This is a genomic window from Streptomyces sp. WG5 (genome assembly GCF_049974565.1).
Taxonomy (GTDB): Bacteria; Actinomycetota; Actinomycetes; order Streptomycetales; family Streptomycetaceae; genus Streptomyces.
Genome location: NZ_JBNGGC010000007.1, coordinates 236,541 through 255,115 on the forward strand (window position 1 = coordinate 236,541; position 18,575 = coordinate 255,115).

The 18,575-nt window shown below is 74.1% G+C and carries 18 protein-coding genes; 11 read left to right on the forward strand and 7 right to left on the reverse strand.

The genetic code is table 11. The features are described from left to right. The first annotated feature begins 199 nt into the window (after positions 1-199). The 4 genes from ACP4IX_RS09870 (at position 200) to ACP4IX_RS09885 (ending at position 3,640) form a co-directional block, all read left to right on the forward strand. Positions 200-1,315 carry a Gfo/Idh/MocA family protein gene (locus ACP4IX_RS09870; RefSeq protein WP_426555271.1) on the forward strand — a complete coding sequence of 372 codons (1,116 nt, stop codon included), beginning with the start codon at positions 200-202 and terminating at the stop codon, positions 1,313-1,315. Next, a complete protein-coding gene (locus ACP4IX_RS09875) occupies positions 1,312-2,241 on the forward strand; it encodes a PmoA family protein (RefSeq protein ID WP_426518022.1) in 930 nt (309 codons plus the stop codon). Before ACP4IX_RS09870 ends, ACP4IX_RS09875 begins: the two co-directional genes overlap by 4 nt. Then, a complete protein-coding gene (locus ACP4IX_RS09880; protein WP_426555272.1) occupies positions 2,238-3,023 on the forward strand; it encodes a cupin in 786 nt (261 codons plus the stop codon). The genes ACP4IX_RS09875 and ACP4IX_RS09880 overlap by 4 nt, the downstream gene beginning before the upstream one ends. 164 nt (positions 3,024-3,187) lie before the next feature. Beyond that, positions 3,188-3,640, forward strand: coding sequence for a phospholipase (locus tag ACP4IX_RS09885; RefSeq protein ID WP_426518018.1), 453 nt, complete (start codon positions 3,188-3,190; stop codon positions 3,638-3,640). Positions 3,641-3,724: 84 nt separating this feature from the next. Here the strand turns inward: ACP4IX_RS09885 and ACP4IX_RS09890 are convergent, their stop codons facing one another. From ACP4IX_RS09890 to ACP4IX_RS09900, 3 genes are all read right to left on the reverse strand, one after another. Continuing rightward, positions 3,725-4,399: a phosphatase PAP2 family protein gene (locus ACP4IX_RS09890; RefSeq protein WP_426518016.1), complete on the reverse strand. Its 675-nt coding sequence runs from the start codon at positions 4,397-4,399 to the stop codon at positions 3,725-3,727. Positions 4,400-4,558: 159 nt separating this feature from the next. Further along, positions 4,559-5,218: a response regulator transcription factor gene (locus tag ACP4IX_RS09895; protein ID WP_426518014.1), complete on the reverse strand. Its 660-nt coding sequence runs from the start codon at positions 5,216-5,218 to the stop codon at positions 4,559-4,561. Next, positions 5,215-6,495, reverse strand: coding sequence for a sensor histidine kinase (locus ACP4IX_RS09900; protein ID WP_426555273.1), 1,281 nt, complete (start codon positions 6,493-6,495; stop codon positions 5,215-5,217). The genes ACP4IX_RS09895 and ACP4IX_RS09900 overlap by 4 nt, the downstream gene beginning before the upstream one ends. 133 nt (positions 6,496-6,628) lie before the next feature. Here ACP4IX_RS09900 and ACP4IX_RS09905 point away from each other — a divergent pair, with 133 nt between their 5' ends. Both ACP4IX_RS09905 and ACP4IX_RS09910 read left to right on the forward strand, forming a co-directional pair. Beyond that, complete coding sequence (locus ACP4IX_RS09905; protein WP_426555274.1) at positions 6,629-7,537, forward strand: ABC transporter ATP-binding protein; 909 nt, start codon at positions 6,629-6,631, stop codon at positions 7,535-7,537. Continuing rightward, positions 7,534-8,370, forward strand: coding sequence for an ABC transporter permease (locus ACP4IX_RS09910; protein WP_426555275.1), 837 nt, complete (start codon positions 7,534-7,536; stop codon positions 8,368-8,370). Before ACP4IX_RS09905 ends, ACP4IX_RS09910 begins: the two co-directional genes overlap by 4 nt. A gap of 72 nt (positions 8,371-8,442) precedes the next feature. Here ACP4IX_RS09910 and ACP4IX_RS09915 read toward each other — a convergent pair whose 3' ends face one another. Both ACP4IX_RS09915 and ACP4IX_RS09920 read right to left on the reverse strand, forming a co-directional pair. Beyond that, complete coding sequence (locus ACP4IX_RS09915; RefSeq protein WP_426555276.1) at positions 8,443-10,701, reverse strand: heavy metal translocating P-type ATPase; 2,259 nt, start codon at positions 10,699-10,701, stop codon at positions 8,443-8,445. A 77-nt stretch (positions 10,702-10,778) separates the two neighbouring features. Beyond that, the gene (locus tag ACP4IX_RS09920) at positions 10,779-11,024 is read right to left on the reverse strand and encodes a heavy-metal-associated domain-containing protein (RefSeq protein ID WP_426555277.1); all 246 of its coding nucleotides are present in this window, start codon (positions 11,022-11,024) and stop codon (positions 10,779-10,781) included. A 185-nt stretch (positions 11,025-11,209) separates the two neighbouring features. Between ACP4IX_RS09920 and ACP4IX_RS09925 the strand changes: the two genes are divergently transcribed. Further along, the gene (locus tag ACP4IX_RS09925) at positions 11,210-12,160 is read left to right on the forward strand and encodes a hypothetical protein (protein ID WP_426555278.1); all 951 of its coding nucleotides are present in this window, start codon (positions 11,210-11,212) and stop codon (positions 12,158-12,160) included. Positions 12,161-12,346: 186 nt separating this feature from the next. Here the strand turns inward: ACP4IX_RS09925 and ACP4IX_RS09930 are convergent, their stop codons facing one another. Next, entirely contained in the window at positions 12,347-13,126 is a 780-nt protein-coding gene (locus tag ACP4IX_RS09930; RefSeq protein ID WP_426518000.1) for a DeoR/GlpR family DNA-binding transcription regulator, read from the reverse strand. A gap of 219 nt (positions 13,127-13,345) precedes the next feature. Here ACP4IX_RS09930 and ACP4IX_RS09935 point away from each other — a divergent pair, with 219 nt between their 5' ends. After that, a complete protein-coding gene (locus tag ACP4IX_RS09935; protein ID WP_426555279.1) occupies positions 13,346-14,227 on the forward strand; it encodes an SIS domain-containing protein in 882 nt (293 codons plus the stop codon). Between the two features lie 62 nt (positions 14,228-14,289). Beyond that, on the forward strand, positions 14,290-15,150 hold the full coding sequence (locus ACP4IX_RS09940) for a class II fructose-bisphosphate aldolase (protein ID WP_426517996.1): 861 nt from the start codon (positions 14,290-14,292) through the stop codon (positions 15,148-15,150). A 6-nt stretch (positions 15,151-15,156) separates the two neighbouring features. Here ACP4IX_RS09940 and ACP4IX_RS09945 read toward each other — a convergent pair whose 3' ends face one another. Then, positions 15,157-16,290, reverse strand: a complete 1,134-nt coding sequence (locus tag ACP4IX_RS09945; protein WP_426555286.1) for a methyltransferase — start codon at positions 16,288-16,290, stop codon at positions 15,157-15,159. Positions 16,291-16,447: 157 nt separating this feature from the next. Here ACP4IX_RS09945 and ACP4IX_RS09950 point away from each other — a divergent pair, with 157 nt between their 5' ends. Beyond that, the gene (locus ACP4IX_RS09950) at positions 16,448-17,098 is read left to right on the forward strand and encodes an alpha-ketoglutarate-dependent dioxygenase AlkB family protein (RefSeq protein WP_426555280.1); all 651 of its coding nucleotides are present in this window, start codon (positions 16,448-16,450) and stop codon (positions 17,096-17,098) included. 36 nt (positions 17,099-17,134) lie between these two features. Further along, positions 17,135-18,370: an ROK family protein gene (locus ACP4IX_RS09955; protein ID WP_426555281.1), complete on the forward strand. Its 1,236-nt coding sequence runs from the start codon at positions 17,135-17,137 to the stop codon at positions 18,368-18,370. Positions 18,371-18,575: the final 205 nt, after the last annotated feature.

Consider the following 18,575-nt stretch of genomic DNA (forward strand, 5'->3'; position numbering starts at 1 on the left):
GGGACGAGGACTGAAGAGTGCGCCGGCGCACTGCGACCGGCTCCGGTCCCCCCTCGGCGACAGTCGACCAGTCGCATGCCGGGCCCGCAAACGCTGGGGGGTTGTCCAGGCATTCACTCCCCACCTAGGGTCTGCCGGAGTGAAAGCGCTTTCTAACGGTGCGCGTGCCTGTCGTGCGCCGGCGTCCGAGGAGGACCGCATGTCCCCACGCCCAGCCCGCCGCCGGGTCGCCGTGGTCGGTACCGGTGCCATCGTCACCGGCGGCCACCTGCCCGCCCTCAGAGCCCACGCCGACCGGACGGAACTGGTCGCCGCCGTGGACGTGGACCAGGGCCGGCTCGACGCCTTCCGGGCCGAGGCGGGCGGGGACATCGCCGGGTACACGTCGATGGGCGCCATGCTGGACGCCGTACGCCCCCACCTCGTCCTGATCGGCACGCCGCCGTCCCTGCACCGGGAGCAGACGGTGGCCGCGCTCAAGGCGGGCGCCTGGGTGCTGTGCGAGAAGCCGCTGTGCCTCTCCCTCGCCGAGTACGACGACATCGCGGCGGCCGAGGAGGCCTCCGGTGCGTACGCGTCCGTGGTCTTCCAGCACCGGTACGGCTCGGGCGCCGCGCACGCCCGTGACCTGATCGCGAGCGGCGAACTGGGCGCCCCGCTGGTCGCCCACTGCCAGACGACCTGGCACCGCGACGCCGCCTACTACGCCGTGCCGTGGCGCGGACGCTGGGCCACCGAGGGCGGCGGTCCGACCATGGGCCACGGCATCCACCAGTACGACCTGCTGCTGCACCTGCTGGGCCCCTGGGCGGAGGTGCGGGCCATGGCGTCACGGCTGGTCCACGACACCGAGAGCGAGGACGTCTCCACCGCCCTGGTGCGGTTCGCGAACGGCGCCCTCGCCACCGTCGTCAACAGCGTGCTCTCGCCGGACGAGGTGAGCCGCGTCCGCGTCGACTGCGCCGACGCGACCGTGGAGCTGACCCACCTGTACGGGCACCGCAACGACGACTGGACCTACACCCCGGCCCGGCACGTCGCCCCCGAGCGCGCCGCCGCCTGGCGCACCCCGGCGGCGGACGTGCCCAGCTCCCACACCGCCCAGCTCGGCGCGGTACTGGACGCCTGGGACGCCGGCGCGAGGCCGCCCGGCAGCGGCCCTCAGGCCCGCGCCACGCTGGAGTTCGCCGCCGCCCTGTACAAGGCGGCCTTCACCGGACAGCCGGTCCTCGCGGGCGAGATCGCGCCCGGTGACCCCTTTCACTCGGTCATGCACGGCGACCACCCCGACTGGACCCCCGAGGAGCGCGCATGAGCACCCTCCGCGTCAGCCACACGCACGGCGACCACGTCGCGGTCACCGCGGCGAACGGCACCGAGATCCTCCGCTACGTCTACCGCCCCGACCCCGAGGCCTTCGAGTCCCGCAAGCCCTACGCCCACCCGGTGCGCACCCTCGCCGGACGCACGGTGACCGGGTACCGCCCCAGTGACCACCGCTGGCACAAGGGCCTGCAGATGACGGCCAGTCACCTCTCCGGCCAGAACTTCTGGGGCGGCAACTCCTACGTCCACGGCGAGGGTTACCTGCGCAAGCCCGAGCGCGTCGGTTCGATGCGGCACGACGGCTTCCCCGGCTTCACCGTCGGGGACGACCGGCTCGCGATCACCGAGAACCTCACCTGGATCGAGAACGGCGGCGCCGAGTGGGCCCGGGAGGAGCGCGGCCTCACCGTCCACTCGGTCGACGAGGAGGCCGGTGCGTGGGTCCTGGACTGGTCGATCCGGCTCACCAACATCCGAGCGGAGCCACTGGTGTTCGGCTCCCCGACCACGGCGGGCCGCGAAATGGCCGGCTACACCGGCCTCCAGTGGCGCGGTCCCCGCGACTTCACCGGCGGCACCGCCTTCGCCCCGGGCGGTGCGGCGGGCGCCGGGACGCTGATGGGCACCCAGGGCCCGTGGCTCGCCTTCACCGCCGAGCGCGACGACGTCGACGACCACTCCACGCTCGTCTTCGCGCACGCGCCCGAGAACCTCGACGAGAAGACCGCCATCCACCCCTCCCACTGGTTCGTGCGCGCCGAGCCGATCCCGTCCGTGGCCTTCTCCTGGGCGTTCTTCGAGGAGTTCGAGCTGCCGCCGGGCGAGTCCTTCGCCTACCGCTACCGCGTGGTGGTCGCCGACGGCGCCTGGGACGGCGACCGCGTGGCGACGTACCTGGAGAGCCTGCCGTGGTGAGGGACACCGGGCCCGTACCGCCCCACCCCCTGCCCGGCGCGGTCGGCCTGTCCCACCTGCGCGCCTACGACTGGGCGGCCGCCGACGGCGTCTGCGGCGGCAGCCCGCATCTGCACCTGGTGTGCACGGAGGCGTACGTCGTCACCGGCGGGCGCGGCGCGGTGCAGACGCTGAGTGCCGACGGCTACCGCGACATCCCGCTGGAGCCCGGTACGGTCGCCTGGTTCACGCCGGGCACGGTGCACCGCATGGTGCAGGGCGGTGATCTGCGCATCACGGTGCTGATGCAGAACAGCGGCCTGCCCGAGGCCGGGGACGCCGTCTTCACCTTCCCGCCCGAGGTGCTGGCCGACCCGGAGGCGTACGCCTCGGCGGCCGCGCTGCCACCCGGCACCGGCCCGGAGACGGAGGCGGCGGCCCGGCGCCGCAGGGACCTCGCCGTCGAGGGCTATCTGGCGCTGCGCGAGGCCCTCGTCGCCCAGGACGACGGTCCGTACCGGGAGTTCCAGCGGTCTGCCGCCCGCCTGGTGCGCGACAAGGTGTCCGGCTGGCGGGAGCTGTGGCGGGCCGGGGCGCTGGCCGCCGCCGAGCGCACCGGAACCCAGCTCGACGCGCTCACCGACGGCGACACGGCGTACCTCGCCGCGGCCACCGCGTACGAGGCGGCGCCCACCCGGCACGGCGGCTACGGCATGTGCGGCCGCCGCGACGAGTACGCGCTGCCGGGAGCCACACTGCCGTACGGGGGAGTAGCCCCCATGCCTGGTACGGAAGCTGAGTGACAGTCGGGACGGGGCGGCGGATGTTCAGGTCCGGATCTCCCGCCGGGCCGAAGAGTTAATGGTCCATTAGGGCGACAGATGTGTGAAGGGCAGGCCGGGATGCGCATCATCTTGACATGGACCTGCGGCCCGATGGGCGGGCCGCAGCCTCATGGAGGTGTGGAATGCACCGCAGACTCGCCACCGGTCTCGCCGCCTCGGCCATGGCCGTGACCACCGTCTTCGCCACCGCCGCGACCGCCGAAGCCGCTCCCGCCGACAAACCGCAGGTACTCGCGAGCTGGACCCAGACCAGCGCGTCGAGCTACAACGCCTGGACCGCCGCGCGCGCGAACCAGTCCTCCTGGGCCGCCTACGGGTTCGACTGGACCACCGACTACTGCTCCTCCTCGCCGGACAACCCGTTCGGCTTCCCGTTCAGCACCTCCTGCGCACGGCACGACTTCGGCTACCGCAACTACAAGGACGCCGGCTCCTTCAGCGCCAACAAGGCCCGCCTCGACAGCGCCTTCTACGAGGACCTCAAGCGTGTCTGTGCCCGCTACAGCGGCGCCACCAAGACCACCTGCAACGGCACGGCGTGGACGTACTACCAGGCCGTGAAGGCTTTCGGCTGACGGGCTGACGGGCTGACGGGCTGACGGGCTGACGGGCTGACGGGCCGTGAGGGCCCCGGGCCCGACGGGCCGGGTTACGTCCCTCTACACGGGCGGGGACGGCGCCGCCGGGCAGACCGGCCGCGGGCCCGGCGCCGGAGCGGCCGCCGCCATCGCCAGCGCGGCGGCCGCACTGGCGATGCCCAGGACGGCGCCCGCGGCCACGTCCCCCGGATAGTGCACGCCGGTGTGGACCCGGGAGTAGCCGACGGCACCCGCCAGCGCGCCGAGCGGGACGGCGGCCGCGGGCAGGACCACGCCGACCGCCGTGGCGAACGCGACCGCCGCAGCCGTGTGCCCGGACGGGAACGACGCCGACGCGGGCATGGGCACATACCGGTCCACCGTCACCCGCGCCGCCTCCCGGTCCGGCCGCGCCCTGCGCACCAGCCGCTTGCCCAGCAGGTTCGAGGAGGCCGACGCCACGGCGACCGCCCCCATCCCGACGAAGGCCGCCCGGCGCGGACGCGCACCGCTCACCGCGAGCGCGGCGGCGACCCCCAGCGAGACCTTCGAGTGGTCGGCGGCGTGGGACAGCCGGCGCAGGGCCCGGTCGAGGGTGGGCGTGGACGTGGCGGCCACCGCCGCGTACAGGGCGCCGTCCACGGCGCGCAGATCACCGAGTACGGCGGCCAGGGCCCGCCTGCGTGAACGCGCCGGGCCGGGGCCCGGCGCGAGCGGGCCGCCGGTGTCCCCGTCGGCGTTGGTCGGTTCGGTCATCGGGCTCCTGCTCCGCGGGCGAGGGGGCCGGGCGACGCCCGGGGCCGTCGGCGTACCGCGTGTGCTCCGGCGCCGTACCAGCCTGGTCCGTCTCCGGGCGCTCGGCGCGCCGGCGGGACCCGTCCGGGGGACGACGGCGCGTTCCCCGCCCCCGGCCGCTCACCCCGAGGCCGACACCAGGCCCGTCTCGTAGGCGAGGATGACCAGCTGGACCCGGTCGCGGGCGTCCAGCTTCGCCAGCAGACGGGTCAGATAGGTCTTGGCGGTGGCGACACTGAGGCAGAGGGTGTCGGCGATCTCGGCGTTGGACAGACCCCGGCCGACCAGGGTGAGCACCTCGCGCTCGCGGTCGGTGATGCGGTCCAGCTCGGCACGCCGCGGTGGGGCCGCCCGGGAGCGGCCGGTGAACTCCTTGATCAGGCGCCGGGTGACACTCGGCGCGATCAGTGCGTCCCCGGCGGCGACGACCCGTACGGCGGTGAGGATGTCGTCCAGCGCCATGTCCTTGACGAGGAACCCGGACGCGCCGGCGTGCAGCGCTCCGTACACGTCCTCGTCGTCGTCGAAGGTCGTCAGGACCAGGACGCGTGCGGTGCCGGGTCCGGAGGTGACCCGGCGGGTGGCCTCGATGCCGTCCGTGCCGGGCATCCGCAGGTCCATCACCACCACGTCGGGGGCCAGCTCACCGGTCAGCCGCACCGCCTCGGCGCCGTCCGCCGCCTCGCCCACCACCTCCAGGTCGGTGGTCTCGGCCATGACCAGCTGCAGGGCGGTGCGGATCAGGGGCTGGTCGTCGGCGAGTACTACACGAATGGTCATCCGGCTGTCGTCCTCGTCTCCGTTTCGGTGTGCGCGTCCGCGGGCAGGGGCAGCCGGGCCGTCACCAGGAACCCGCCGCCGGGGCACGGGCCGGCCCGGAAGTCGCCGCCCAGCAGTGCGGCCCGCTCCCGCATGCCGGCCAGTCCGTAGCCCGTCTCCGTGCCTGCCGCGCCGCCGCTGCCGCGGTCGCGGACCTCGACGGCGAGTTCGTCCCGGCGGTGCTCGACGCTCACCCGGCAGGAGCCGGCTCCGGAGTGGCGTACGACGTTGGTCACCGCCTCCTGCACGATCCGGAACGCCGCCAGGTCGACCTCGGCGGGCACTGGGCGGGGGGTGCCCCGCCACCGCACGTCCACCCGTACGCCGGCGGCCGTGGTGGCGGCGGCGAGCCGCTCCAGGTCCGCCAGGCCCGCCGCCGGCCGCAGCGCGGACCCGTCCGCGCCGGACCGCCGCGCACGGTCCCGTTCCTGGTCCTGGCCCTGGTCCCGGTCCTGGTCGGCCTGGCGCAGCGCGCCGAGCAGCCGCCGCAGACCGGACAGCGTTTCGCGGCCCGTCCGCTCGACCGTGCGCATCGCCTCCTTGGCCGCGTCCGGCCGGGTGTCGACGATCCGGGCGGCGGCACCGGCCTGCAGGGCGATGATGCCGATGCTGTGGGCGACCGTGTCGTGCATCTCCCGGGCGATGCGCAGCCGTTCGGCCGTGACGGCCTGCGCGGCGGCCCGGGCGTAGAGCTCCTCCGTGTGGGCGCGGGCCTGGTGCACGGAGTGGCCGACGAGCCAGGCGACGGCGAGTGTCAGGGCCACGAGCGGCTCGGGCGCGGTACCGGAGTCCGGCCCCGAGACCCACCGCAGGACCGGATAGCAGGCCAGCACCGCCAGCGTGCCGCCGGCCCACGCGAGCGAGGTGCGCCGGGGCCGGACGGCCGCCACATGACCGAGGGCGACGGACACGCCGAGGAACTGGGTCGGCGGGATCTCGTCCTGCCGCCAGGCCAGCGTCGACACGACCGTCCCCGCGACCACCAGCGCGTACGCCACGGTCGTCCGGCGCCGCAGCAGCGCACAGCCGGCCAGCACGAGGCCGAAGGCCAGGAGCAGCAGCAGCCGGGCCCCCAGGGGCGCCAGGCCGTCGCGCGGATAGCTGAGGGAGTAGCCGGCCCGCGGCGGCATGAGGACGTACTCCACGACGGGCGCCACCGCCGCCGTGCACCACACCAGCGCGGTCCACAGCCCCGGAGGCACTCGTTTGAGCAGCGGCAGCGGCGGTGAGACGGACATACGAAGATCGTAGGCGCGTGCCCGCGGCCGGTCATCCGTCCCTGGCTGTACAACCCTGGTCGACACCCGGGGCCCCCGGTTGCCGGCCACGGTCCGACGACGGGGGGCCGGCCCGTCGGGCATCGTCGTGACCGTGATCGAAGTCAACGAGCTCACCAAACGATACGGCGGCACGACGGCCGTGCAGGAGCTGACGTTCAGCGTGCTTCCCGGCCGGGTGACCGGGTTCCTCGGACCCAACGGCGCCGGAAAGAGCACGACACTGCGCCTGGTGCTGGGACTCCAGGAGCCCACGAGCGGCAGCGTCACCGTCGACGGCCGGCCGTTTCGGGCCCGTCGGCGCGGACTGCGCGACGTCGGCGCCCTGTTGGACGCGCACGACGTGCACGGCGGTCGCAGCGCCCACGCGCATCTGTCGGCCCTGGCCCGCAGCAACCGCATCCCGCGCCGCAGGGTGGCGGAGGTCCTGGGACAGGCGGGTCTCGCGGACGCGGCGGGGCGCCGCATCGGCGGGTTCTCCCTCGGCATGAAGCAACGGCTCGGTATCGCCGCCGCCCTGCTCGGCGATCCGCCGGTCCTGCTCTTCGACGAACCGCTCAACGGCCTCGACCCCGAGGGCGTGAAGTGGGTGCGCGAGCTGTTCCGGCGGCTGGCCGCGGAGGGCCGTACCGTGTTCGTCTCCAGCCATCTGATGTCGGAAATGCAGCACACCGCCGACCAGTTGGTCGTCATCGGCCGGGGCGAGCTGATCGCGGCGGAGTCCCTCGCCGAGTTCGCGGCCCGCGGCACCCGGCCCGCCGTCACGGTGGGCACGCCCTCGGCGCCGGCCCTGGCGGACCTGCTGACGGCCGAGGGCGCGACCGTCCACGTGGAGGGCGACCTGCTGACCGTGACCGGCCTGTCCGCCGCCCGGGTCGGCGACATCGCCCAGCGGCACCGCGTCCCGTTGCACCACCTGGGTGCCAAGTCCGCCTCCCTGGAGGAGGCGTTCATGGAACTCACCGCCGACAGCGTCCAGTACCCCGCGGGAGAAGTCCGATGACCACCACGGCGACATCCGTGCCCGCCACCGCGCCCCGGCCCCGTTTCCGTGACCTGGCCGCCGCCGAGTGGATCAAGCTGACGTCCCTGCGCTCGACCTGGATCGCGTACGGCGCCACCGCCCTGGCCGTCGTCGGCTTCAACGCGGGCACCGCCTACGACACCTACAGCCACTGGGCGGAACAGGGCGCCGAGGGGCGGGCCGGCTTCGTCCGGGACGGCGTTCCCCTGCTGGACGCGTTCACCGCGAACGCGGCGATGGTCATGCTGCTCGCCCTGGGCGTCCTCGGCGCACTGGTGATGGTCGGCGAGTACGCCTCGGGCACGGTGCGTACGACGTTCGCGGCCGTTCCGGACCGCCGCGCGGTGATGGCGGCCAAGGCGGTCGTCGTCGCCCTCGCCGCGACCGTGTTCGGCGGCCTCGTCGCCACGGTCTCCTTCGCACTGACCCAGGCGATCCTCGACGGCAGGGGGGTGGGCGTGCCGATCGACCACCCCGGCGCCCTGCGGGTCGTGGTCGCCTCCGCGCTGCTCGCCCCCGTGGGCGCCCTCACGGGGCTGGCCCTCGGCACCCTCGTGCGGCAGACCGCGGCCACGATGGCCGCCTGCGTGGCGGTCCTGTTGGTGCTGCCGCTCGTCGCCACCGACGGGCGGTACTGGTCGGCCGTCGTCGCGCACGCCCTGCCGTTCGAGGCGTGGAACCGGCTGGTCACCGTCGCCCCCGCCCCGACCGACTTCCCGTGGACCACGGGCGGCGCCTGGACCGTCTACGGAGCCTGGGCCCTGGCGGCTGCCGCGCTGGCCGTCTTCGGCACCCACCGGCGTGACCAGTGAGCGGCCGGGAACGCCGGTGAGCCGTCGGCCGCCCGGTGGGGGAGGCCGACGGCTCACCGGAAGGGTGCCTGGTCAGCTCGCGGCCTTGAAACCGCGCAGCCGCAGGGAGTTGCCGACGACGAAGACGGAGGAGAAGGCCATGGCGGCTCCGGCGATCATCGGGTTGAGGAGGCCGGCGGCGGCGAGCGGGAGTGCGGCGATGTTGTAGGCGAACGCCCAGAACAGGTTGGACTTGATGGTGCCCAGGGTCTTGCGGGCCAGACGGATGGCGTCCGCGGCGGTGCGCAGGTCGCCGCGGACGAGGGTGAGGTCGCCGGCCTCGATGGCGGCGTCGGTGCCGGTGCCCATGGCCAGTCCCAGGTCGGCCTGGGCGAGGGCGGCGGCGTCGTTGACGCCGTCGCCGACCATCGCCACCGAGCGGCCCTGGGCCTGCAGGCGCTTGACGACGTCGACCTTGTCCTGCGGCATGACCCCGGCGATGACCTGGTCGATGCCGACTTCCTCGGCCACCGCCTCGGCGACGGCCTGGTTGTCGCCGGTCAGCAGGATCGGGGTCAGTCCCAGGGCACGCAGCCGGCCGACGGCTTCGGCACTGGTGTCCTTGACGGCGTCGGCGACCTCGAGGACCGCCCGGGCCTCGCCGTCCCAGGCGACGGCGATCGCGGTCCGGCCGGCCGACTCCGCGTCCGCCTTGGCCCGGGCCAGGTCCGCCGGGAGGTCCATGGCCCACTCGGCGAGCAGTTGCTCGCGGCCGACGAGGACGGCGTGCCCGTCGACGACGCCCTGCACGCCGAGTCCGGGGACGTTGGTGAAGTCCTCGGGTGCGGGCAGCGTGCCCAGCTTTTCCAGGGCTCCGTCGGCGACGGCGCGGGCGACCGGGTGCTCGGAGGAGTGCTCCAGCGCGCCGGCCAGTCGCAGTACGTCGCTCTCCTCGGCGTGGTCGGTGGTGTGGACGGCGAGCAGGGTCATGCGGCCGGTGGTGACGGTGCCGGTCTTGTCGAGGACGATGGTGTCGGCCTTGCGGGTGGACTCCAGGACCTCGGGGCCCTTGATGAGGATGCCGAGCTGGGCACCGCGCCCGGTGCCGACCATCAGCGCGGTCGGTGTGGCGAGGCCCAGCGCGCAGGGGCAGGCGATGATCAGTACGGCGACGGCGGCGGTGAACGCGGCGGTCAGCCCGGCGCCGTTGCCCAGCCAGAACCCGAGGGTGCCCAGGGCCAGGGCGATGACGACGGGGACGAAGACCCCGGAGATGCGGTCGGCGAGCCGCTGGGCGGCTGCCTTGCCGTTCTGCGCGTCCTCGACCAGCTTCGCCATCCGCGCGAGCTGCGTGTCCGCGCCGACCCGGGTGGCCTCGACCACCAGACGGCCACCCGCGTTCAGGGTGGCGCCGGTGACCGGGTCCCCCACGCCGACCTCGACGGGCACCGACTCGCCGGTGAGCATGGAGGCGTCCACCGCGGAGGCGCCTTCGACGACCGTGCCGTCGGTGGCGATCTTCTCGCCGGGGCGGACCAGGAAGCGGTCGCCGACCGCCAGTTCCGCGGTGGGGATCGTGCGTTCCCCGCCGTCCCTGGTCAGTACGGTGACGTCCTTGGCGCCCAGGTGGAGCAGAGCGCGCAGCGCGGCGCCGGCCGTGCGCTTGGAGCGGGCCTCGAAGTAGCGGCCGGCGAGGATGAAGGCGGTCACTCCGGCGGCGGCCTCGAGGTAGATGTTCCCGGCGCCGTCGGTGCGGGCGATGGTGAGCTCGAAGGGGTGGGTCATGCCGGGTGTGCCGGCGGTGCCGAAGAACAGCGCCCACAGCGACCAGAGGAACGCGGCCGAGGTACCGACCGAGATCAGCGTGTCCATGGTGGCCGCGCCGTGCCGGGCGTTGGTGAGCGCGGCCCTGTGGAAGGGCCAGGCGGCGTAGGTCACGACGGGCGCCGCCAGGGTCAGCGACAGCCACTGCCAGTACTCGAACTGCAGCGCCGGCACCATCGCCATCGCGATGACCGGGACGGCCAGCAGTACGGCCGTGACCAGCCGCTGTCGGAGCGGCCGCAGCTCGTCGGCGGCCTCGGCGCTCTCCGTGCCGGGCGCGGGCTCGGCACGTACCGGCTCGGGCGCGCGGGCCGTGTAGCCGGTCGCCTCCACCGTGGCGATCAGTTCCGGGACGGACACGTCGCCCAGGTAGTGGACCTTGGCCTTCTCCGTCGCGTAGTTGACGGTGGCGGTGACCCCGTCCATCCGGTTGAGCTTCTTCTCGATCCGGGCGGCGCACGAGGCACAGGTCATGCCGCCGATGGCGAGTTCGACCTCGGCCGGTGCGCTGGTCGTACTGGTGGTCATGGCTGCTCCTGATGCGGGTTCGTCGGCCGGGACCCGGTGCGCGGGTCCCGGCGGTGCGGCGGGGAGGGGCGGGCGGGTCAGACGCGGCCGGTCAGCTCGTAGCCGGCCTCGTCGACGGCCTCGGCGATCGCGGCGTCGTCCGGCTCGGCGGGCCCGGTGACGGTGACCCGGCCGGTGTCGACCTGGACGTCGACACCGGTGACGCCGTCCAGCTCACCGATCACCCGGGTGAGGGTCGCCTCGCAGTGACCGCAGCTCATCCCGGTGACGGCGTAGGTGGTGCTGACGGGCTGGGCGGCGGCGGTGGTGACGGTCGAAGCCATGGCTTCCTCCGGAGTCTCGTCGATACGGGGCGGGGGTATACCCGCCGACTTCATGTATACCCCTGGGGGGTAACAGACGCAACCCTCTCGCCCTCTGTGACTCGGTACCCCCTAGGGGTATGGTGAGGTGCACGAAGAGGCCTCCGTGCGAGCCGGAGACCCGGAATACGAGGAGACGAAGCGTCATGCACACCGGACTGAGGATCACCGCGTTCGCCGCCGCGCTGGCCGCCACCTTCGGCACCGCCTACGGCGTGGGCAGGGGAGTGGATCCGCTCGTCGCGGAGAGTGCGCCCGCGCCCCACGACCGGCACGGCGGGGTGTCCGCGCAACCCGAGGAGGCCCGGGAAGGGGGCGGCCGCGAGGGGCACGGGGCCACCCCGCCCGGTGGGCTGCAGGTCACCGAGAACGGCTACACCCTCGACCTCGCCACCCCGCGCGTCACCGCCGGTCAGCGCACCGAACTGCGTTTCACCGTCCGGGACGGCGACGGTGAGGCCGTCACCGCGTACCAGCGCGAGCACGGCAAGGAACTCCACCTCGTCCTGGCCTCACGCGACCTGGTCACCTACCGGCACCTGCACCCCACCCGCGCCGCCGACGGCACCTGGAGCACCCCCGTCGACCTGCCCCGCGCGGGCGGATACCGTGTCCTCGCCGACTTCACCCCGGCGAAGAAGAACGCGGAGAACCTCACTCTCGGTGCCGACCTCGCCGCCTCCGGCCGCTACGAGCCCGCACACCTGCCGGCCCCGGACGGCACCGTCGGCGTCGACGGCTACCAGGTCGAACTCGCCGGCTCCCTGCGCCCCGGCAGGGAGAGCGGGCTGAAGCTGACGGTCTCCCGCGACGGCGAACCCGTCACCGACCTCCAGCCCTACCTCGGCGCCTACGGTCACCTGGTCGCCCTGCGCTCCGGCGACCTCGCCTACCTCCACGTCCACCCGAACGGCGAACCCGGCGACGGCACGACGGAGCCCGGCCCGGAGATCTCCTTCACGGCCGCCGCGCCCAGTGGCGGTACGTACCGCCTCTTCCTGGACTTCCAGCACCGGGGCGAGGTCCACACCGCGGCGTTCACCGTACGGGCCGGATCGGCGCCCGGCACGCAGGACTCCGGCGGCCACGGGCACTGACGGTCGTGGGTTGCGAGGTGGCCATGGGCGCCGGCGGCCTGGGCCCCGGACTACGGGCGCTGACGGCCGTGGGCCCTGGGCCGCGGGCGCCGGCGGTCGTGGGCCCCGGGCCACGGGTGCTGACGGCCGCGGGGGCCGAGGCCATGGTCATGGCCGGACCGTCCTGGTACCGCAGCCCTCGCCGTACTAGGCCGTCACGACCCGGACCCCCGCTTCCTCGAACTGCCGCACCAGTTCGGGGTCGGCCGCACCGTCCGTGACCAGTGTGTCCACCGTTTCGGCCGCGCAGATCCGGGCGAACGCCCGCCGGCCCAGCTTGCTGGAGTCGGCCGCCACGACCACGCGCTCGGCGCGCTCGCACAGCAGCCGGTTGATCGCGGCCTCCGCCTCGTCGTGGGCCGCGGCACCGTGCGCGACGTCGAAGGCGACGACGCCCAGCACCGCGACGTCGAGTGTCACCTGCCCCAGCACCCCGTCCGCGAGCGGTCCGATCAGCTCGTACGACTGGGCCCGGGCCACCCCACCGGTCACCACGATCTTGAACTGCGGCCGCACGGCCAGCTCGTTGGCGATATTGAGCGCGTTGGTGACCACGGTCAGCGCGGGGGAGCCGGAGGCGAGGTCGGCGCGCACCGCCAGGGCACGCGCCACCTCGGTCGTGGTCGTGCCCCCGGTCAGCCCCACCGCCTCGCCGGGTGCCACCAGGGCGGCGACGGCCTGCGCGACGCGCTGCTTCTCCGAGGCGCGGCGGGCCGTCTTGTAGCGCAGCGGCAGTTCGTACGAGACCCCGTGGACGACCGCGCCACCGCGCGTGCGCACGAGCATCTGCTGTTCGGCGAGCCGGTCGAAGTCACGGCGGATCGTCGCGGCCGAGACCTCCAGCTCGGCCGCCGCCTCCTCGACGTCCAGCCGGCCGCGCTCCACGAGCAGCTCCAGCAGCGCCTTCCAGCGGGCGTCGCGCGACATACGCGCCTCCGTTCCTCGATCTCCCGCCGACCCTAGCGCACCTCCCTTCCTCCTCGGATTGCTTGATTCTGCTTGAAAGCTCGCTATATCTTGCAAGAACAATCAGACAGTCGGGAGTCGAGAGTCGGCGGTCGGTGGATCGACGGATCGGTCAATCGGTGGATCGACGGATTCGACGGATTCGGCGGGGCACGGCTCAGTGATCGGGGAGTGTGCGGCATGACGTATGTCGAGGACGAGCTCAACAGCCAGCCCGCGTGCTGGACACGGGCCGCCGAGGAGGCGACAGGGCACACGGCGGCGCTGCCCGCGGCGGGGGAGCGGGTGGCGATCGTCGGCTGCGGCACCTCGTACTTCATGGCCCAGTCGGCGGCGGCGCTGCGCGAGGACGCGGGCCGGGGCGAGACGGACGCGTTCGCCGCCTCCGAGTTCCCGCGGGGCCGCGCGTACGACCGTGTCGTCGCCCTCACCCGCTCCGGCACCACCACCGAAGTACTGGAACTGCTCGCGGCGCTGAGGGGCCGCACCCGCACGGTCGCGCTCACCGCCGATCCGGACACGCCCGTCATGGCCGCCGCCGACGACGTGGTGGTCCTCGACTTCGCCGACGAACGGTCGGTCGTGCAGACCCGGTTCGCGACCACCGCCCTCACCCTGCTCCGCGCCCACCTGGGCCTGCACACCGACGCCGTCGTCGCCGACGCCCGCACCGCCCTCGCGGCCGAGCTGCCCGAAGGACTCGTCGAGCGCACCCAGTTCACCTTCCTCGGCCGGGGCTGGACCGTCGGACTCGCCAACGAGGCCGGCCTGAAGATGCGCGAGGCCTCCCTGTCCTGGACCGAGGCGTACCCGGCCATGGAGTACCGGCACGGACCCATCAGCATCAGCGCCGCGGGCACGGCCACCTGGATGTTCGGCGAGGCCCCCGACGGACTGGCCGACCAGGTCCGGGACACCGGCGCGATGTGGGTGCCCGGGGAGCTCGACCCGCTCGCCGAACTGGTCCGTGCGCAGCGCCTCGCCGTCGCCGTCGCCGCCGCCCGCGGCCTCGACCCGGACCGGCCCCGTCACCTCACCCGCTCGGTGATCCTCGCCCCCTGACGCCCTCCGCCCCCTCTGACGCCTCCGAGACCCGGGATCCGACGCCCGGGAAGGGAGAGACCGTGCCCCTCGCCAGCACCGGCGACCTGATCGGCCGCGCCGCGGCCGCACACACCGCCGTCGCCGCTTTCAACGTCATCACCCTGGAGCACGTCGAGGCCGTCGTCACCGGCGCCGAGTCCGTGCACACACCCGTCGTCCTCCAGGTCAGCGAGAACGCCGTGAAGTACCGCTACGGCCGTCTGCTGCCCCTGGCCCGCGCGGCCGTCACCGCCGCCGAGGGCGCCGCCGTGCCCGTCGCCCTGCACCTCGACCACGTCCGGAGCGACGGCCTGCTGCGCCAGGCCGCGGACGCCGGCTTCAGCTCCGTGATGTACGACGCCTCCCGGCTGCCGTACGCGGAGAATCTCGCGGCGACCCGGGCCGCCGCCGACTGGGCCCGCGCCCAGGGCCTGTGGATCGAGGCCGAGTTGGGGGAGGTCGGCGGCAAGGACGGCGCACCGCCGCTCGACGCCCACGCGCCCGGAGCCCGCACCGACCCCGTCGAGGCGCGTGCCTTCGTCGCCGACTCCGGCGTGGACGCCCTGGCGGTCGCCGTCGGCAGCTCCCACGCCATGACCACCCGGACCGCCACCCTCGACCACGACCTGATCAAGGAGCTGTCGGGCGTGCTGGACGTGCCGCTCGTGCTGCACGGTTCCTCCGGAGTCCCGGACGGCGAACTCGCCGCGGCTGTCGCGGGCGGCATCACCAAGGTCAACGTCGGCACCGCGCTCAACCTCGCCATGACCGGAGCGATCAGGGAGTTCCTCGCCGCACACCCCGAAGCGGTCGATTCCCGCGGGTACCTCACCGCCGGACGGGAGGCCATGGCGCGTGCGGTGGCGACGATCATCCAGGCGGTGGCCCGGACGGCCACCTGACGGCGACTACTTCCTGACGGCCTTCAGCACCACGAACTTCCGGTCACTCGCCACCAGCTCACTGTTCCCGAACAGGCGCCGCAGCTTGACGTGGTAGCCCAGGTGCCGGTTGCCGACCACCCACAGCTCGCCGCCGGGGCGCAGCGCGCGCCGCGCCCCGGTGAACATCCGCCACGCCGTGGCGTCGGTCGTCGCCTGGTGGGAGTGGAACGGCGGGTTGTTGAGCACCAGGTCGACGCTGCCGTCCGGCACCCCGGTCAGCCCGTCACCGACCTGGAACCGGGCCCGCCCCGCCGCACCGTTCGCCTTGTACGTCGCCTCCGCGGAGGCGACGGCCTGGAAGGACTCGTCGGTGAACAGCACCTCGGCCGCGGGATCGGCCAGCGCCACCGCCGTACCGACCACGCCGTTGCCGCAGCCCAGGTCCACCACCCGCCGGGCACCGCCGGTGTCCGGCAGATGCCGGAGGAAGAAACGGGTGCCGATGTCGAGCCGGTCGGCGCAGAACACACCGGCGTGGCTGACGACGGACCGGCCGGAGAGCGGCCCGACGTCGCCGGGGAGCCGGTAGCCGAGCGGCCAGGGGTTGGCGGGGCGCTTCAGCGAGGGATCCGGTGCGGCGAAGACGAGCCGGGCCTTCTTCTCCGCCAGCGAGGTCCGGGTCGGCCCGACGATCCGCTCGAACAGCCTGAGCGTCGAGGTGTGGATCTCCTTGACCATCCCCGTGCCGACGACGACCGTGCCCTCGTGCAGCGCGGGCGCCAGCCGCAGCAGCTGGTCCTCCAGCAGCGCCAGGCTCTTCGGCACCCGCACCAGCAGCACGTCGACGCGGTCCGGCGGCGGGTCCTGCGTGGTGAGCAGGCGTACGGAGTCCGGCTCCACGCCGCTTCGCTCCAGGTTCGCGCGCGTCGCCTCCCGGGTGAGGTGGGAATCGGTGATCTGCACCGGCCGGTGTGCCGCCAGCGCCGTCACCAGCGCGCCCCAGCGGTCCCCGAGGACCACGACCGTGCCCGTGAGCGGGACCTCCTGATCCGCGAGGTGCCCGAGCAGATACTCGTCGGAGGCGTCCCAGGCGCGGAGCCGGTCGCGCGGATCCTCGGGGAAGCGGGCCAGCACGTGCTCGCCCCAGGGAGTCGTCATGCGGTCGTTGCGGTCGTTGCGGTCGTTCATCGTGCGTCCAGGCTAGCCGAGCCGCAGCTCAGACCGTGCCGGACGGCAGTGCAGGGGGTGGGCGGGCGCGAGGGGACGGGGGGAGGGGCGGGCGCGAGGGAAGGGCGACGCGGGCAGGATGGGACACATGGACGCCGAGCTGTTCCCCAGGACTCGTACCGAGACCGCGCCCGGCGCCGTCCACGTGCCGGACTGGCTGGACCCGCAGCGGCAGCGCGAGCTGCTGCACGCCTGCCGCGAGTGGGCCCGCCCACCGGCGGGACTGCGCACGGTGCGCACCCCCGGCGGCGGCACGATGACCGCGCGGCAGGTCTGCCTCGGGTGGCACTGGTACCCGTACGGATACGCCCGCACCGTCGTCGACGGCGACGGCACCCCCGTGAAGGCCTTCCCGGACCGGCTCGGCGACCTCGGCCGCCGGGCGGTGAGCGACGCGCTGGGGGCCGACGCGGTGGCGGACGCGCCGTACGACATCGCGCTGATCAACTTCTACGGCTCCGACGCCCGCATGGGCATGCACCGCGACGCCGACGAGAGGTCCGACGCGCCCGTGGTGTCCCTGAGCCTCGGCGACACCTGCGTCTTCCGCTTCGGGAACCCGGGGACGAGAACCCGCCCCTACACCGACGTCGAGCTGCGCAGCGGCGACCTGTTCGTCTTCGGCGGTCCGTCCCGGCTCGCGTACCACGGGGTGCCCCGGGTGCACGCGGGCACCGCACCGCCCGAGTTGGGGCTCACCGGGCGGCTGAACATCACGCTCCGGGTCAGCGGCCTCTAGGCACCCCGCACCCGCGGTCGTGGGAGACTCCCCCTCATGAGCGGCAAGGCGGACCCCCGGGCGGGGGAAGGGACCACCTCGAGGACGCGGCTGGACCGGGGGCGCGGCGCGCTCGGACCCGCGTTGGAGCTCGTGCACACCGGACGTGCCCCCACCCGGGCCGTGCTCACCGCCGAACTCGGCGTGACCCGGGCCACGGCCGGCGCGGTCGCCGCCGAACTGGAGGCGCTCGGCCTGATCCGGGTCGACGCCCGTCCCGCCGCGGCGGCCGGTTCGCAGGGGCGCCCCTCGCACCGACTCGCGGTCGCCGAGGACGGGCCCGTCGCCCTCGCCGCCCAGGTCCACGCCGACGGATTCCGCGCCGCCCTGGTCGGTCTCGGCGGCCGGATCGTCGCCACCGCGCCCGGCTGCGAGGTCGTCGACGCGGACCCGGCGAAGGTGCTCGGCTCCGTCGTGGAGGCGGGTGCGGAACTCCTCCGGGAGACCGGGCGCCGCTGCGTCGGCGCGGGCCTCGCCGTACCGTCCGCCGTCGCGGAACCGGAGGGGCTGGCCCTGAACCCGCTCCACCTGGCCTGGCCGGCGGGCGCGCCCGTGCGGCGGATCTTCGCCGAGCAGGTGCGCGCCGCCGGTATCGACGGCCCGGCGTTCGCCGCGAACGACGTCAACCTCGCCGCACTCGCGGAGCACCGGCACGGTGCCGGACGCGGCTCCCGGGACCTGCTGTGCGTGGCCACCGGCCACCGCGGGGTCGGCGGCGCGCTGGTCCTCGACGGCCGCCTCCACATGGGCAGTTCGGGACTCGCCCTGGAGGTCGGCCACCTCACCGTCAACCCCGAGGGCCGCCCCTGCTACTGCGGCGGCCACGGCTGCCTGGACGTGGAGACCGACCCGCTGGCCTTCCTCACGGCGGCCGGCCGCGAGCCCGGCCCCGAGGTGTCACTGCTCCAGCAGTCCAACGACCTGATCCGCGGCCACTACGCCGACCCGGCCGTCCGCACGGCCACCGAGACCCTCATCGACCGCCTCGGTCTGGGACTCGCCGGCCTCGTCAACATCCTCAACCCCGACCGCATCATCCTCGGGGGACTGCACCGCGCACTCCTCGACGCCGACCCCGAGCGCCTGCGCGCGGTCGTCGCCGACCGCAGCCTGTGGGGCCAGAGCGGCGGCGTCCCCATCCTGCCGTGCGGCCTGGACCACAACAGCCTGGTCGGCGCGGCCGAACTGGCCTGGCAGCCGGTCCTGGACGATCCGTTGGGGGCGCTGGTTTAGGGGGTGTCTTCGGGGCTTGCCGGGGGCGCGGGTTTCTGGCACGCGCCCCCCACTGCCTGAAGGCCGTGGGCGGTGCCCCCAGCGGCGTTGTCGTCGGTTGCCAGGGCTCCGCCCTGTCTCCCTCCTCCACCGTTCCTAATCAGTGAGCAGGAGTGAGTCTTGGACTCGTACCTGGTCACTGCGGACACCCCGAACGGTTTTGGGT